This window comes from Pseudovibrio sp. Tun.PSC04-5.I4, from assembly GCF_900104145.1.
Taxonomy (GTDB): domain Bacteria; phylum Pseudomonadota; class Alphaproteobacteria; order Rhizobiales; family Stappiaceae; genus Pseudovibrio.
In genome coordinates, this window is record NZ_FNLB01000006.1 from 1,373,500 (window position 1) to 1,389,157 (window position 15,658).

Genomic DNA, 15,658 nt, shown 5'->3' on the forward strand with positions numbered 1-15,658 from the left:
GCGTGGTTAGAAAGGGCATGTTGGTTTCTATGTAGGTGAAGATGCGACCAACTATCACGTGCCTGGTGGAAACCAGTCTAACGCGGTCACAATCACGAAGCTTTCTAAATCACGACTCTTAGATATCCGGTGGCCTGTAAGTTATCCGGTGTCTGGGCAGCAGGAATTTTCTAAGCGCGAAGGCGCTGTCTCGATCAATGAAGCATGAGGTGGTTTTTATGGATACTACACATGTAGACTTTTCAACGCTTGTCAGCATGTTGTTGAATGGTGTGTTCGCTGCTCTGGCTGGTGGTGGGGGTATTCTTGGCTCGTCGGCGGTTGCGCGAGCACGCTCGGGCTTGATCCGTGTACGCTTCCGCCAGAAGATGTTGATGTGATTTCAGAGCGGCTGGCACGCTCGCTTGATTGGGTGTTGGAAGTTTGAGATCTGGCAAAGTGCCCAAGTCCACCAGAAGATATTCATTCTTAAGCGGGGCTAAGATGCAAAAATCTGAAGCGGGTACCACAGTGACGTTTGTTCTTGCATGGACTGCACAGAATTGGACTGACTATCTGGAGCCCATGTTCCAGGCGCTTCTCATTATTCTGACAGTGGTTGCCGCATTTTATATGGCTTGGAATAGGGTGCTGGACAATTGCATGAAACGAAAGCAGTTGCGTGATTATGAGTGGGGGAAAGCTGGTGGAGATTAACCGGCTCCGGTGAACTTGTCATTGCACGGGCCAACAGCAGTCAATCAATTCCGTACCTTGAGGTTGACTACGATAGCATTTGACTACCTCAAAAGCGAAATCCAATTTTCTCTCACGGTGAATACCAAAACTGACCGGCACGTCGTTTATTCGACTTTGGCTGCACGAGATTTTTGTTTCTCCTCGTATTTCTCCCAAACATGCATATGGCCTTTCTGACGGGCGTTAGCGAGCCACAGCTTCTTTCGGACCCCGGGAAGCTCAAATGAGCTATATTCTCCACCTGAGAACTTCGGCCAGTCGATAGCCAGTCCAAGCTTGACCATTTCAGCAGAAAGGTCGCGCCCGTCTTCCAGAGTACACCTTGCCACCGTGCGACCATGGGCATCCTTTTCGAGAATTTCTGCTCGTATCTTCTGACCCTTGCACAAGGAAACCAACGCCCACTTAGCTTTCTTTCCGTATGGGTGGTTCATCTCGGGTGCATCTACACCAAACAAACGCACTTGAGTTTTCTGGATAGTCAAACCGTCGCCATCGACCACGTAAGCAGAACCATGCAATACAGGTTTATCTGGGCGCTGTTCTGCGCTCTCGCAACGGTCTTTTTGACGGGTCTTGTTAGCTTGACCATATCCCTTTCGATAACGAAATAGCCATAAGGCACCAGCCAAAATGAGTATGAGTGTCAAGGTTCCCAAAAGGATCTCCGTCGTTCTTTTCGCTATGCCGACTTATTCCAAGTCTGCCGAAAGAAACTCCTTTTTTCGCTAGTTGTCTAACCAGTGTTTTCAATGGATGGTGGTAAATTTTCATGTAGTTTCAATTGCTACAGAAAGGTTAGCTCTAAAGACAGCATTTCGCCTTTACCCGCAAAATAGCTTTTTTCCGGTGAATGTGAAGTAGGAGCTTCCCTCACATCTTCTCTGGAATTTGATCACAATCAGAAGTAGCTACGCCTTTAGGTTTGGATTGCTCAGAGCTATAGCGGGTGACCGGAATTGTTAGCCGGAAACGGCTGTGAAATCGGGCCAACAGCGGGCGCTGGAGAGGTTCTATCAAGGGTTGATGCGATCTGTATAGAGCTGAGCACTTAGTGGGCAATCGGTCTATGCAATCACTTGAGCAGGATGCCTAGCAGGTTCGCAGAGCACTTTGCGGTCATTGGTCGTAACACAGGTCTTCATGGATGCAGCATAGTGCTGAGTAACCATACCTGCCATTCATCCTAACTTAGGGCAGCGCCAGCCAGAGCAAGGTTTCAACTTCAGATCGGCCTCATTCAACTTGCCACCATAGATGGAGAGCTGGCTTCGATTGCGCAACAATACGACACCTCTGCCCATTGCCGTTGTTAGTACGCAGTGCTGTGACTTGTGTGAGTGATTGCTCTGTAGGAGTGAAACGCTGTCGAACTAATTCTTTCAGAACGATCTCTTCTAGTATTAAACCTAGCTTACATTCGAAGTATGTCATTTTCTCAGAAAACACTTCGAGCTAACAGAAGGCGTTTAGATAACGAATACGGCGTGACTTACTTCTTCAAAGGACTTTGTTCTTTGTCTAAAGTTTCTTTGGCAAGACGGATAGCTTTAAGTCGAGACGTTTTTTCGCTTACCTTCATTGCCTTTTCTTCACCTTCGTCGAGTGCTTTTTTTTGGGATTTTTCGATCGCAGCAAAACGATCTTTGGCGCGTGTTTTGGAAATGCTGAGCATAGTGCGTTCCTTCCTATTGAGATCAGGGCCTACAATAAGTGTGGCCTTAATCTGCTGTTAGTTGGCCAACTGAAGGCTTACTGCTGAAATCTTGCCGTCACGGCCATTTTCCAGGTCGTAGGAGATTTTTTGACCTTCCTCCAGACCAGAAAACCCTGCTCTTTCGACAGCAGAAATATGGACAAATGCATCCTTTCCGCCGTCTTCAGGAGAAATAAAACCAAAGCCTTTTGTAGAATTAAAGAATTTTACGGTGCCGACTGTCATGGTTGATACCTTGTAAATACACTCGGATCCGAGCAAGCGTGGCTCCCATGCGCGAAATGCACATGGTCTGTAACGTTCTCAAAATCAGGAGAAACCTAGCAAACCGGTAAACCGGAAGAACAGATAGCCAATGATGGCTGCAAACGCACTTTGTATATATGGTTACTCGTAGTTCCATATTCAAGGCGCGCACAAATTATGCAAGCAATTCCTCGATTATGGGAAACACTGGACTCTCGCACAAGGAGGAAGTCCTATCGCCTTTGTTGTTGTAGGCCTGCGCTGCGACGTTGGTATTCTCAATGGTTCAGCTGTCTCGCGCCTGTTCTATTTTTCGATTGAAGAGCAGTTATGTGTTTGCAGCCACAATCTGCAAACGTGTAACGGCGCCCAAAACCGATCAACTGAGATATATGCCAAATATCAGATTAAGAGAATATATGAACGCCTCTGCATAATCTAAAGATAATAGGCATCCGTATTTCTGTGAAACGCGAAAGTCAAAATCTATATTCAACCATGTACCTGCAACGATGGACAAAATAATTATTCTTCAAATGTTAGCAAGCTCTATAATATTGATATATGATCCAGCTTCTGTTGAAGCTATTATTAGATCTCAGATAATAATACTGACTATACAAACATAAAGTCATCTCACAGAACAATATAATCCGTATTAATATTTAAATCTATTGAAAATCTACAATTTACATGATTAGATATACAGTATGCATATAATGCGTTATTATTTCTTGCATAGTAAAATACTCTAACCAAGCTCCTGCACATAAGTACAGGAGCGTTTTGGTTTATCACCGATTGAAGCCCCAAAATGATCAATGGTTCCGTGGAATTCTTCAATTCTGAACAAGGTTTTGGTTACATACAACAGGAAGGCAGCGCTTCACAGTTTCGCGTTCTCCGCGCATCCCTGATACGCGCTGGGATTAAGAAACTGACCGAACGCCAAAAGGTACGTTTCGACACGCACACAGATCCTGTAAGTGGCAAAATACACGTCAACAATATCGAGATTGCCTAACAACAGGCGCTTCACAAACACACCCCGGCTCAATCAATAACCCATGCAACAACTGCGTTGTAGCTCTTCCTATGAGTTATGGCAGCCACCACGTTCATCTATTTTGCAAAATTTCCAGAACAACAAACACAGGCTCAATAAAGACTGTGCGAACTACTTCCATTCATTTTCAGAAATAACTTTTCATAACTTCCTGCGCTCTAAACGAAGCGCCACCAACTTGCTCGTCAACATATGACTGAGCTCTGAAAGAATGACCCGATGACAAAGCAACCTAACTTCAAAGAAATAAGTTTATCTGCAGATATATCCAGCTCTACCCAACTCCAAGATACAATTGAAAATAATAATTCCAAAGAAATTTTTCAAATTCACCAACCAAAGCTACAGCATCACATTGCAGTCGTAGCTACCAATACACAACAGATGAAGGAAACTGGCTTCGGAACGATTGAAACTTGTAAGTTTTTCTACGACATACTGAATAAAAAATATCAAAAAGTCACTTTTCACGATGTATCTTCAAAAACCGATTTATATGAAGTCGTGTTATCAAAACCAGACCTTGTTGTTCTCTGCAGTAAGTACCTCATGGATGTAGATAGTAATACTAGAACATGGTTTGTAGATTACTTTTCAGAACATGAGATTGCATTCACAGGATCCGATCGCCAAGGCCTCGAATTTGATTCTAACAAAAGTAAGGCAAAAACGACCGTACAAAACCACGGTATAGCAACTGCAAATTTTTTCTTGGCACAACCTGACCAGTTCCAATCAGAAGATAAACTCCCACTCCCGCTTCCGCTATTCATCAAGCCAATGGATGCTGCCAACGGAAATGGGATTGATGAAAACTCGCTGGCCCGCGATTTTGAGAGTTATCAGAAGAAAGTTCAGGAGCTTTTCACAATCTACGGCGCAAATGTGCTCGTTGAAGAGGTTTTATCTGGTCGAGAATTTACTGTAGCTATCTTCGATGACCCACAAAACAATTATAGATCTATTATGCCGGTAGAAATTATCACTCCGATGAACACTAAGGGAGATCGAGTTTTAGGTAGTGCTTCAAAACAGAAAAATGATGAACTACTCAGAGCTGTCACCGAGCCCACCTTAAGCGCTGTCTCTGAGCTTGCCGGAAGCGTATTCTCTGCACTGGGGGCAATAAGCTTTGGCCGTATAGACATCAAACTTGATGCATTGGGGAAACCAAATTTCCTAGAAGCGAACTTAATGCCTGGCATGACGCCTGATTCAAGTTATTTCCCAAGAGCTTGCTCCTTACAATCAGTTGCTAACCCATCAGACACAAAGCCAGCAGGTATGTCACACTCTGAGGTTGCGTTGAAAATCGTTGAGCTTGGCCTCAACCGTGTCTTAACTTTGGAACAAGTGGCTTAACCAATATCACTCCCCATGCATTCTTTGCGGGTTTGGCCGCAAAAAATGCTGCACCTGAACTTCTGATGAAAGCTGCCGAGTGGTGTGTCAGAACACAGGAGCTCGAGCACCTACTAGGGACTTCAGTTGACGACAACTGTCTGACGTCAGCCCCTATGGGTCCAAATAGCAGTATTTGATAAGAGAGTGTTTTTGGCTCATCGTAACCACTGAGGAGTGGGACATGAGACAGACAACAGGAACGTACAAAAGCCCTGGCGAGAAGATCGCCAAAGATAACAAACGCGCCACCCGCAAACATTATTCATCAGAAGAGAAGATCAGGATCGTGCTGGATGGGCTGCGCGGTGAAGACAGCATTGCTGAACTGTGCCGTAGGGAAGGTCTCTCCCAAGGCATCTATTAGAAGTGGTCGAAAGACTTCATGGAAGCAGGCAAGCGGCGTTTGTCTGGTGATACGGCGCGTGCGGCAAATACTGAAGAGGTTAAAGACCTCCGCCGGGAAGCCCGCGATTTGAAGGAAGTGGTGGCTGAACAAACGCTGGAACTCCGCTTGCTCAAAAAAAGCATGTTCGAGGGTGGGGGCGACCCAGAATGAGATATGTCGCATCTGAGAAGCTGGAAATCATCAGGTTGGTTGACGAAGGCCACCTGTCAGCTCGCTAAACACTGACCAAGCTCGGTATTCCCCGCACCACGTTCTATCGCTGGTATGAGCGTTATCTACAGCGCGGAGAGGCTGGACTGAATGATCAATCTCCCAAACCCAAGCACGTCTGGAACCGCATCCCTGACGAGGTAAGGCGCAAGATCGTCAAGCTGGCTTTGAAAGAGACGGAGCTATCGCCTCGGGAATTGGCGGTTACGTTCACTGATCGGGAAAAGTATTTTGTATCAGAGGCTTCTGTCTACCGCGTATTGAAGGCACACGACCTGATCACCAGCCCCGCCTTCATCGTCATCAAGGCAGCGAGTGAGTTCAAAGACAAAACGACAGCCATCAATCAGCTCTGGCAGACGGACTTCACCTATCTCAAGGTTCTCAGTTGGGGGTGGTATTATCTCAGCACGATCCTGGACGACTACAGCCGCTATATCATTGCGTGGAAGCTCTGCACCAACATGAGGGCTGAAGATGTGACCGACACATTGGATCTGGCGTTGCAGGCATCAGGTTGCGACTAGGTTCACGTTGCCCACAAACCCCGGTTACTAAGCGATAATGGCTCCAGCTACGTCTCTGGTGATCTGGCAGAATGGTTACAGGGTAAAGGTATGAAGCACACGCGCGGCGCACCCTATCACCCCCAAACCCAAGGAAAGATCGAAAGGTGGCATCAAACTCTGAAGAACCGGATTCTGCTGGAAAACTATTTCCTACCCGGTGATCTTGAAGCGCAAATTGAAGCCTTCGTCGATCATTACAACCATCAGCGATACCACGAGAGCATCAACAATGTTACACCCGCCGACGTCTACTTCGGGCGCGACAAAGCTATTCTAAAACAAAGGGAAGGGATCAAACGAAAGACACTCGAAATGCGCCGCTTGCATCACAGGCAACACGCCGCATAATCAAACCAACCAGATCAGCCAAACTCTCGCTTAGTTTTTCCAGCTCCTGGACCCAAAAACTCTGCCGACGCACAGATCCCGCATATCGTGACAAAAACTGGCGAGCATTAAGACTTCGTTTGGCCGGCAGTAGAAAGGCCAAGTCCCGTGTCAATACTCACGTCCCAGCTTATCTTATCCATCGTTGACAGAGTAACGGGACCAGCGCGTGCCGTTGCGCGCAACATTGAGGGGCTCAGAAGAGCAGCTCAACGAAACGCACACCAATTAACGTCAATGCGCGGCGGGATGCTGGAAGCTGCGGGCGTTGGTTATGTGTTAGCACGCGCACTTTCTGCCCCGATCAAGGCTGCTATGGACTTTGAAAGCGCCATGGCGGATGTGAAAAAAGTTGTCAAATTCGAAAGCCCTGATGGGTTGAAGAATATGACGAAAGATATTCGAAAGTTGGCACGAGAGACCCCTATTTCTGCGGAGGGGATTGCATCGATGGTTGCGGCGGCAGGACAGGCCGGAATGAAGGCACCAGAGGCTCTTGAGTTTGCTAAAATGGCAGCAAAAATCGGGGTGGCCTTTGAAATGGGGGCCGATGTGACGGGCGAAAGCCTGGCCAAGATCAAAACGGCTCTGGGATTATCCGTTGGAGAAACCGGTAAGCTTGCAGATGCTATCAATCACCTCTCAAATACGTCAGCAAGTAGCGCTCCCGATCTTCTTAACTACATGCGCCGTGTTGGCTCGATTGGGTTGCAATATGGCTTCACCGCCGAACAATCTGCAGCGGTAGGCTCTGCAATGATTGCAGCAGGTTCTGATGCAGAGGTGTCAGCGACAAGCTTCCGCAATGTTGGCAAGGCACTTTCAAGGGGCGCGAGCGCTACCGGGAGGCAAAGGAAAGCCTATAAGCTTTTGGGCCTTGATGCGGTGAAGGTCAGCAAGAACATGCAAAAGAATGCCGTTGGCACGCTTAAAGCTGTTCTCGGGCAAATTCGCAAACTCCCCGAAGAGGTACGAGCTTCCACGATTTCTGATCTGTTTGGAGATGAGGCGCGGGCTATTGCCCCACTCATCGAGAATGCTGATTTGCTGACGAACGCCCTTGGTTCTGTTGCCGAGGAAACCAACTATTTAGGATCGGCGCAACTGGAGTATGAAGCTCGGGCAAATACAACAGCTTACGCAATGCAACGGTTCAAAAACCAGATGACCGATCTTGCGATTTCTATAGGCAATGCGTTGCTTCCGGCCTTAGTCAAGATAATGGAGACCCTTGAACCTCTTATTACTACTCTGTCTGATCTAGCCGCTGAGTACCCAGAAGTAACGGCCGCTGTTGTTGCATTAACGGCGGGTCTGGTAGCATTAAGGGTTGCGGCAATAACGGCGCGGTTCTCTCTCCTGTGGCTCAAGAACGGAGCTATAAATGCAGCACTTGGAATTCACTATGCAGCGGGGGTCATAGGAGCCGCAGTTGTACGCCTGAGGGCTATGTTTATTGGTGCATGGATGATGGCCGCTATCGGAGGTGGTGGGTTTTGGGCAAGTCTGATTACCGCAGCTTCTGCGGCTTCTGCCGCCATTACTGCGACTGTCTCGGCAATTGTTGCAGCGGTTGCTGCTGTAACAGCTCCCATATGGGGCCTGATTGCTCTGATAGTCGCCGCTATCGCTTCAATAGCTCTGGCGATCTATAATTACTGGGAGCCGATAAGCAATTATATCTCCGGCTTTGCCTCGGTCATCTGGGAGGCTCTCCTGTCAGTTTTAGAAGCTTTGGGCGGCTTTGCCTCTGAAGTCGCTGCAGCTGTTGGGGACTGGGCAATGAAAAAGCTAATCGACTTTGGTGCATGGCTTGGAATTGATGAAGCGACCATCCGTGAAGCTCTTGATTCTGCGATCACAAGTATCTCTGAATCCCTGTCGAGCATTGTTGAGACGGTCAAAGCTATTCCCGCTGAAATAGGCAACTGGATCTCTGAAATTTTTACGATGAATGACTACTCGGATGAAGCGGAAGCTCAGTTCCGAGACGCGGGTTCCAGGGCCGGTCTTGCCATCGTAAACGCAATCAAAGATGCGTTTGATGGTCTTTTCACATGGTTCAAGAACCTACCTGACATGATCATGGATGCGATTGGAAACATTGATATCAGTGGCCTTATCAGTTGGCCAAGCCCTCCGGCATGGCTAAGCAATTTATGGGGCGGGGCTGCAAACGACAATGCTGTGAAACAGAACACTGGAATTGCAGGAGCTCGGGCAGCTGGTGGGCCAATAGCCGGAGGTCGAACCTACCTTGTTGGAGAGCAGGGCCCGGAGTTTGTTACACCTTCGCAGTCAGGCTACGTCCACACCGCCTCAGACACTGCCAATATGATGGCAGGGGATGGAGCTGGCGCAACTGGTGGCCAAGGGGTCAGCTTCGGGGACGTTCATTTCCATGGCGTCGAGAATGCTTCTGACGTGTTCGATGAATTCGCAGAGCTGGTCGAAGATCGACTGTCCGGACTTCAAGCTGATCAAGAATATGCGGTGCGCTGATGCTTTACATGTTGGGAGCTTTGCAGATGGATACCTTTCCGTTTAACGCGGATAAGGTGTCGATCTCCGGCAAGGCAGATAAAGCCAAGAAGGCTGTCATAGGCGGGATTAAGCCCGGCGAGTTCACCGGTGATGGCGGGAAGACCATCAGCCTTTCCGGCCAATTGTTACCGACCAGAATTGGCGGATTAACAGAGTTGGACATTGCCGACACCATGCGCAAAACGGGCGAGGTATTCCCTGTCATGCGCGGCGATGGAAAGCGGTTGGGCAATTACTCCATCAAGTCTTCAAAAGAAACACACAAAGAGCTTGAACGAGACGGGATCGGGTTTGTGGTCAACTACCATCTGGTGCTTGATCAAGAGCCTGATGAAACGCCGCACTCGCCAGATCTGGTGAATGATCTGCTTTCAGTATTCGAGCTTTTCTAGGGGGCTTTTATGTCCAAGAAGATAACCGTTACAGGTGAAGGCATCACGCTGGACCTGCTGCTGGTGCGCGCTCATGGCTGGCGCGGCCAAGAGCTGATCCATGAAGCTTTGCAGCTCAATCCCGGCATTGCAGGCGAGGGGCCTTATCTGAAGCAAGGAAGGACAGTCATCCTTCCAGCGCTGCCAGTGCAAACCTCAAAAACACCAGCCCCCACCATAGACCTGTTTGGATAATGCATGAGCAAGTGGATTGTAGATTGGTCTGTTTTGATCAATGGAGAAGATATCTCTCAGGATCTTCGCCCTTATCTTATGAATATTTCTGCAACGGATAAAGCTGGTTTTAGTTCGGACGGCTGCTCTCTTGCGCTTGATGACAGAGCAGGGCAAATCAAATTACCCAGTGCTGGTCACAAGCTCATCGTGAAACTTGAAGGGCAAAAGATCTTTGAAGGAATAACAGATCGCCCGGATTCCTCTGGCAGCAGATCGGGTGGGCAAAAGCTTGCGATCAAGGCAAAGGGCTTTGATGAGCGTTCCAAAGTAAAGCAGCCCCTGTTCTTCCATAAGGATGATGCGACCCTGGAAGGGTTTATGAAGGTTGCCGCGAAAAAAGCAGGCTTTGAAATCAAGGTTGATCCTGCATTCAAAGAGATCTTCCGAGACTACTGGCCTGCCAATGGAGAGAGCTTCCTTGCCCTTGGGCAGCGTTATGCCAAAGAGCATAATGGTGCGTTCAAGATCCGTGACAAAGTAGCTGTGCTGCTGCCATTGGGAGCAGCGAACGGATTACCAGTCATCAAATGCACAAGACCGGGAAACATCATCTCATGGCGCATCAAGCCACGCGATTTGAAGCGTGTGTTTTCCGGTGGTTCGGCAAGGTATGTGGATCGGGAAAAGGGCGAGGTGGTTGAGGTCAAAAGACCGTACAAAGCCGATGAGATTGAAGACACAGCCCTTAATGCGATCCGCTCAACGGCCAGCGATGAAAAACAGGCTCTTGAACAGATCAAAGCGCGGGAAAGCCAAGGGCAGCGTGAGAAGGCCTCTGGGACAATAACCATTGATCTGGCACCCAATGCCCAAGCCGAAGGGCTATGCCAAGTGGAAGGCATAAAGACCGGAATTGATGGCACCTACCGCATTGAAAGCCGCACTCACAAAGCCTCTCGCGGAAGCGGAGCAACAACGGCTTTGAGTTTGAAAGATCCGCAGGATGGAGCTGGGAAACGTGAGGGCAAAAAAGCAGCAACCCCAAGTCCTGAGCCGGCGCCCAAACCTTCAGGCGATGGGTTAAACCGGAACGGGAGGACTGGAACCCAGCAATGATCCGATAAAATTCAAACTCGAAGAATCAAGGACGGAAATAACCGGTATCAAAAATTGCAATATACGAGCTCTCGTGAGCTAGCTACTTTCGAAGTTGATGTTCGCCATAAAACGACGGGAATTGCGATGTCACTCACTGAGATCGATAGCATTAGAACGCTTTTTGATAACGCCGATAGTTTCTTGATTCTGGGCGCATTGATTGCACTTTACATAGTGCATCATAGTAGAGACACACGCATGAGCAACCTAAGCGTGCTTCCTTGGTTGCTCTTCTGGTTACTCTTAGTTTACTCAACCCACAGCTTGATTACTGGTTTAGCGGGCTATGCTGCAAACACCGCAGGAGAGATACGATTTTGCTCATCTTCAGCATCCGAAGATTGTACTCCATTTCGGATATCTGAATTGTTCAATGTAATTAATTTCATTGCGCCGCAACTGGTTTTGGTGTTCGCAATTTTTGCTGCATATTTTTGGAGAAGCCGGTTAAGGCTGATAGTGCTTAAAAAGCTGAAATCCCGTGGAATTTGGGAACCTGAGTTTACTTCCACCCAACAGATTATTTTCTTGACTGGTGAAAAGCCTACCGGCCAAGTCGCTGTGCACACTTCGCGTGGAACTTACTTATCAATAGATCTCGCCCAGTTTGAGGAACAGCCTCATGGTGGTGTTTATTTGGGCTCTGACGGGGCTATTGCGATACATGTCACGCATGTTCTAGATGAAGAAACAAAAATGGCGAAATCAGTCGAGCAAACCGATCCGCCTACTTTGACAATATTTCCTGCCTCAGAAATTGAGGCGATAGAAGTGCAACACTAAAATTAGGCGATTTCTAGTTCCTGTTTTTCGTGTACTTCAACTTCATTATTAGTTTTTTCGGGTTTTCTGCGAGCAAACAGTGTGGAATGAGGAGTTACATCTTTCACTCTGTCTCTATTTTTTTTAGTTCGCAACGTAAATTGCTCGGCGTATAAGTCATTTTCAGTTTTTAAAATTACGGGCATTGTATATCCCTCTATAATCTGGCGTTTTCGATATTAAGTTATTCCGACTGTAAGATACTTTTACTTAAATATTACATCAAGACCAGTGATTGCATCCAAGAAATATTATGGTAGCAGAATCAACAACCAACCCGCCCTATGAGGCGGGTTTTTTCATGGAGTTATCACTATGAAATCAACAAAGACCCGCCTTGCAGGTTGGGTAATAGCCCTCATTATTGCCTTTGTCGGCACATGGGAAGGTCTTCGAACCACTGCTTATTCAGACATCGTTGGTGTCCCAACCATCTGCTACGGCGAAACAAAAGGCGTCAAGATGGGTGACACCGCCACAAAGGCTGAATGTGACACCATACTGATCCAGTCTCTAAGACGTCATGAAACCGGTATGAGGCGGTGCTTAAAATACCCGGATAAAATCCCAATCAAGACCTATATTGCGTTTGTATCGCTCACATACAACGTTGGAACAGGCAATTTCTGCAGGTCTACGGCACGGCGGCGGCTGGATAAAGGTGATTGGGCGGGCGCATGCAAAGCTGCCACTTGGTTCAACAGGGCTGGTGGTCGCAAAGTGTCAGGCCTCGTGAACCGAAGGCAGGCTGAATATAAGCTCTGCATGCAAGGTGCTCGTAAATGAGTACGTTCCTCATGCTGTTGGGGTTAAGCACATACAAGATTATAGCTGTTCTGGCACTCGGTGGGGCTGTGCTTGCATTCGCTGTAAGGATTGACCCCCGAATACCCAAAGCCCTCTCCACGCTAGTTTGTGTAGCTCTGCTATGTGTCTCTGTCTGGTTCTCGTCTGCATATCATTATGACAAGCAGGCCGAATTGGGTCGGCTCAACGCAGACCTTCAAGCATTGAACCGTATAGCCGCTGCACATGAGCGCGTTTCAACCCAAGCTAACGCAGCTCTATTGAAACGTATTGAGCAGGTAGGCGACCTCCAAAAACAGGTAACAGAATATGAAGTTGAGTTGGAAAGGGGCGGTGTCTCTGCCTGTCCTGCTGATGACGCTTATCTTAAGCGGATGCGCGCAATCAGGTTCGGGCAAGCACCTTGAACTCCCTCAACCTGTCTCAGATCTTACCGAGCGGTGCACAGACCCCGGCGTTTCCGGTGACAAAGGCAAGGATGCAATCAGGCATAGAGCTGCGTTGGTTGCATGTGAATCAAAACGGCAAGGTTGGCAAGCCTTCTACAGCACGGTCAAAGACAACTTGAAAGGTGGGGTCAAATGATTCCGAAAAATGAATTTGGATCTTCAGCGGCATTTGGTGTCTATGGGATGCTAGGGATAGCGAGCTCCTACTTAGAACCAGTCCTGCAATTTGCATTGCTACTTGTAATTTTAGTTGGGGCTATCTTGCTAGCTTATGGCCGATGGTTAGATGTCCGAAATAAACGGCTGGATACCCTGATTAAACGCCAACAACTTATGGATTTACAAGGGACAGAAGATGTTGGTGACTGCAAAAAATAGTTCAAACGGGGACTATCGCCATACAGTAATAAAGCTGCCTACTGGATAGCTCGGTCGAAGGCGAACTACCGCTTCGAACTTTGTGGGCTCAACCATAAGATCATTGGCTTTAACAAGCGCAGCGAATGATCGCTATCGCCTCAACAGCGAGGCGAATAAAGTCGACCTATGGTTGAAATCTCACACTCTCTGGAGTTGCCTAGATTCAGGCGATTATCAGTTTTGGTTCACGTGCGACATATCGGGAATAGCTGTGAGAACGAGCCAAGCCGGGCCATTGCTGCAGTGCGACCCGACCTATCCAGCTTTGCGCTAAAAGTGAAAAGAACCAACCCCGTTTAAGCGCATGCCAATTAGGCGCGTCGAGCAACCTTGTTTGCCAAAATTGAAATCAGTAACCCCAAGTTTATATATCCTAAGACGACTTCCCACATAACGACAAGCTTTCCTATCACCCCGGCTGCCACCGGTGTAACGTCACCGAATCCTAACGTCGTAAATGTAACGACCGAAAAGTACAAATTAGTTAGAATCTGTTTGTACCAAATCATATTAACCAAGGACCCATCTGAGTAATTTACAAGCGCAAAGCCATTTAAACTTAGAACTGAAAATAGCAATCCAAACCCAAGAGCAACCCCAATGCTAATAAGCGCAGTTTTTCCAATATCGCGACCGTAGTTTATCATCCTCCACAAACCCAAGAGGCGGAGTTCATAGAGAGACGTTTCTCTGGAACGAGTTGCGACAAATATAGCCCAGAGTGTGTGAATAGGTAGCGCAAATATCAGGTATGGCACTAAGGATATGTACTGGAGCAGAAAGATCTGGCGGCTAAACCAAGGCAAGTCAGCTTTCTGAATACTCCTCACCACATCTCCTTTGCTTAGAACATTCCTTTCATATCTATCGATAACTTCCCTTTTTAAGGTGTCGATATATGATTGATCCTTTAGGTCACGCAGAAATAAATCGTTGCCATAAGCGGAGTCTAAGCCTCTGATGTTATAGTTCCTCGGAAAATCTCCATCCAGCTGCCCGGCTTCGTAATCAATACCTGTAAAATTTACATCCCTAAAGTCACAGCGATAGAAAACGTTGCGCCTAAACCTAGCAAGCCTAAAGTCAGAATGAACCAAAGAAGTACCGTTGAAGGTGACACCCTCAAGGTCGCAGTTGACGAAGCTAGCGTAGGGGAAATGAGAACTATTCAGGTTGGCACCACGCAAATGGGTGTGCGATAGATCAACCCCCTTAGGTAAAACATGATTATGTCGTTCAATTACGGGAAACACCCTTGAAAATAGCTCCAGGCGACCATGCATTTCATCTCTGGATAATACAAGCCACGTCTCAGGGCGACCAGGATGTATCAGTTTGTCGAGGCGCTCTTTCAACTGATTCCATTTTTTTGTGCATTCGATCTCCTTTTTGCTGTTTGTTCTATACTCCCAATCGTTTTTCACTCTTGACTGTGCTCCTGTACTACAAGAATCTAAGAGCATCTGCATAACTTTAAATTTTTCATTCAAAACCGCAATGTCAGGGTGTGGAGAGGTCAATGTGTTTCTAATGTCCTTGGCTGGCTTGTCTACATTCTCAATAATATACGTAATTACGAGTGACGCATTTTCCTTAAGACGACCCAAGCTTCCGTCGTTAACATTCTGAAAGGGATTGGTTGATCCGCAAAGCCTTTCCAGAACCAACTCTAAATTCTCTACTGAAATAGCCATCAATCACTCCAATGAAAATATTTCTGCTATAATTTATTGCTCGCCCTACAGGTTGTGTTGGGCAAAAATAATATGTTTTTTGCAGATTGGTCGAACTGCCTTTGAAGTCAATAGGTGTGCGTGTGCCGTTTTCTCGTGTGCATGCGTTCGAGCCTTTAGCCGCTCAATGCTGCCAACGCTTAGCACCTCCTGGATGAGCAGCGATGACAGCAATGGGTTAATCAAGCCTGTCGCGTCATGCACGCGCGAGCTAGTATTGGGTGGGATTGCGCTCTTTTGGTATGAATGTTTTTACTCTCCCACATCTGGGATCTTTTGCTGTCGCTCTTTATAGGTGCTCTATGATTATTCATAACCTTTCACTGCAACTGGCGTCATTGCAGTATGATGCTTTATTATTTGGCCACAGCAAT

At 47.4% G+C, this 15,658-nt stretch carries 16 protein-coding genes and 1 pseudogene; 13 read left to right on the plus strand and 4 right to left on the minus strand.

The genetic code is table 11. From position 1 onward, the window contains the following. Positions 1-218 precede the first annotated feature (218 nt). Positions 219-380: a hypothetical protein gene (locus tag BLS62_RS31040; RefSeq protein WP_159436528.1), complete on the plus strand. Its 162-nt coding sequence runs from the start codon at positions 219-221 to the stop codon at positions 378-380. Between the two features lie 103 nt (positions 381-483). Further along, positions 484-696 carry a hypothetical protein gene (locus BLS62_RS11410; protein WP_093180694.1) on the plus strand — a complete coding sequence of 71 codons (213 nt, stop codon included), beginning with the start codon at positions 484-486 and terminating at the stop codon, positions 694-696. A gap of 146 nt (positions 697-842) precedes the next feature. Here the strand turns inward: BLS62_RS11410 and BLS62_RS31665 are convergent, their stop codons facing one another. The 3 genes from BLS62_RS31665 to BLS62_RS11425 all read right to left on the minus strand — a co-directional run bounded on the left by BLS62_RS31665 (position 843) and on the right by BLS62_RS11425 (position 2,680). Continuing rightward, positions 843-1,397: a thermonuclease family protein gene (locus BLS62_RS31665; protein ID WP_208990817.1), complete on the minus strand. Its 555-nt coding sequence runs from the start codon at positions 1,395-1,397 to the stop codon at positions 843-845. 833 nt (positions 1,398-2,230) lie between these two features. Further along, positions 2,231-2,413 carry a hypothetical protein gene (locus tag BLS62_RS11420; RefSeq protein WP_093180696.1) on the minus strand — a complete coding sequence of 61 codons (183 nt, stop codon included), beginning with the start codon at positions 2,411-2,413 and terminating at the stop codon, positions 2,231-2,233. 57 nt (positions 2,414-2,470) lie between these two features. Further along, positions 2,471-2,680 carry a cold-shock protein gene (locus BLS62_RS11425; protein ID WP_093180698.1) on the minus strand — a complete coding sequence of 70 codons (210 nt, stop codon included), beginning with the start codon at positions 2,678-2,680 and terminating at the stop codon, positions 2,471-2,473. 835 nt (positions 2,681-3,515) lie between these two features. Between BLS62_RS11425 and BLS62_RS11430 the strand changes: the two genes are divergently transcribed. The 11 genes and pseudogenes from BLS62_RS11430 (at position 3,516) to BLS62_RS11485 (ending at position 13,509) form a co-directional block, all read left to right on the plus strand. Beyond that, on the plus strand, positions 3,516-3,725 hold the full coding sequence (locus BLS62_RS11430) for a cold-shock protein (protein ID WP_093180700.1): 210 nt from the start codon (positions 3,516-3,518) through the stop codon (positions 3,723-3,725). A 261-nt stretch (positions 3,726-3,986) separates the two neighbouring features. Beyond that, complete coding sequence (locus BLS62_RS11435; protein ID WP_093180702.1) at positions 3,987-5,129, plus strand: D-alanine--D-alanine ligase family protein; 1,143 nt, start codon at positions 3,987-3,989, stop codon at positions 5,127-5,129. Between the two features lie 223 nt (positions 5,130-5,352). Beyond that, positions 5,353-6,704: pseudogene (locus BLS62_RS11440) on the plus strand (IS3 family transposase). Positions 6,705-6,992: 288 nt separating this feature from the next. Next, on the plus strand, positions 6,993-9,245 hold the full coding sequence (locus BLS62_RS11445; RefSeq protein ID WP_208990818.1) for a phage tail tape measure protein: 2,253 nt from the start codon (positions 6,993-6,995) through the stop codon (positions 9,243-9,245). Positions 9,246-9,271: 26 nt separating this feature from the next. Then, on the plus strand, positions 9,272-9,679 hold the full coding sequence (locus BLS62_RS11450) for a phage tail protein (RefSeq protein WP_208990819.1): 408 nt from the start codon (positions 9,272-9,274) through the stop codon (positions 9,677-9,679). A gap of 9 nt (positions 9,680-9,688) precedes the next feature. Next, the gene (locus BLS62_RS11455) at positions 9,689-9,913 is read left to right on the plus strand and encodes a tail protein X (RefSeq protein ID WP_093180708.1); all 225 of its coding nucleotides are present in this window, start codon (positions 9,689-9,691) and stop codon (positions 9,911-9,913) included. 3 nt (positions 9,914-9,916) lie between these two features. Next, positions 9,917-11,011 (plus strand): phage late control D family protein, encoded by a 1,095-nt coding sequence (locus BLS62_RS11460; RefSeq protein ID WP_093180710.1) that lies wholly within the window; start codon positions 9,917-9,919, stop codon positions 11,009-11,011. 126 nt (positions 11,012-11,137) lie between these two features. Then, positions 11,138-11,836 carry a hypothetical protein gene (locus BLS62_RS11465; protein WP_093180713.1) on the plus strand — a complete coding sequence of 233 codons (699 nt, stop codon included), beginning with the start codon at positions 11,138-11,140 and terminating at the stop codon, positions 11,834-11,836. 354 nt (positions 11,837-12,190) lie between these two features. After that, positions 12,191-12,661: a lysozyme gene (locus tag BLS62_RS11475; RefSeq protein ID WP_200798503.1), complete on the plus strand. Its 471-nt coding sequence runs from the start codon at positions 12,191-12,193 to the stop codon at positions 12,659-12,661. Continuing rightward, positions 12,658-13,089 carry a hypothetical protein gene (locus tag BLS62_RS11480; RefSeq protein ID WP_093180719.1) on the plus strand — a complete coding sequence of 144 codons (432 nt, stop codon included), beginning with the start codon at positions 12,658-12,660 and terminating at the stop codon, positions 13,087-13,089. The genes BLS62_RS11475 and BLS62_RS11480 overlap by 4 nt, the downstream gene beginning before the upstream one ends. 174 nt (positions 13,090-13,263) lie before the next feature. Then, positions 13,264-13,509 (plus strand): hypothetical protein, encoded by a 246-nt coding sequence (locus BLS62_RS11485; protein WP_093180721.1) that lies wholly within the window; start codon positions 13,264-13,266, stop codon positions 13,507-13,509. 353 nt (positions 13,510-13,862) lie between these two features. Here BLS62_RS11485 and BLS62_RS11490 read toward each other — a convergent pair whose 3' ends face one another. After that, a complete protein-coding gene (locus BLS62_RS11490) occupies positions 13,863-15,245 on the minus strand; it encodes a pentapeptide repeat-containing protein (protein ID WP_093180724.1) in 1,383 nt (460 codons plus the stop codon). Positions 15,246-15,658 lie beyond the last annotated feature (413 nt).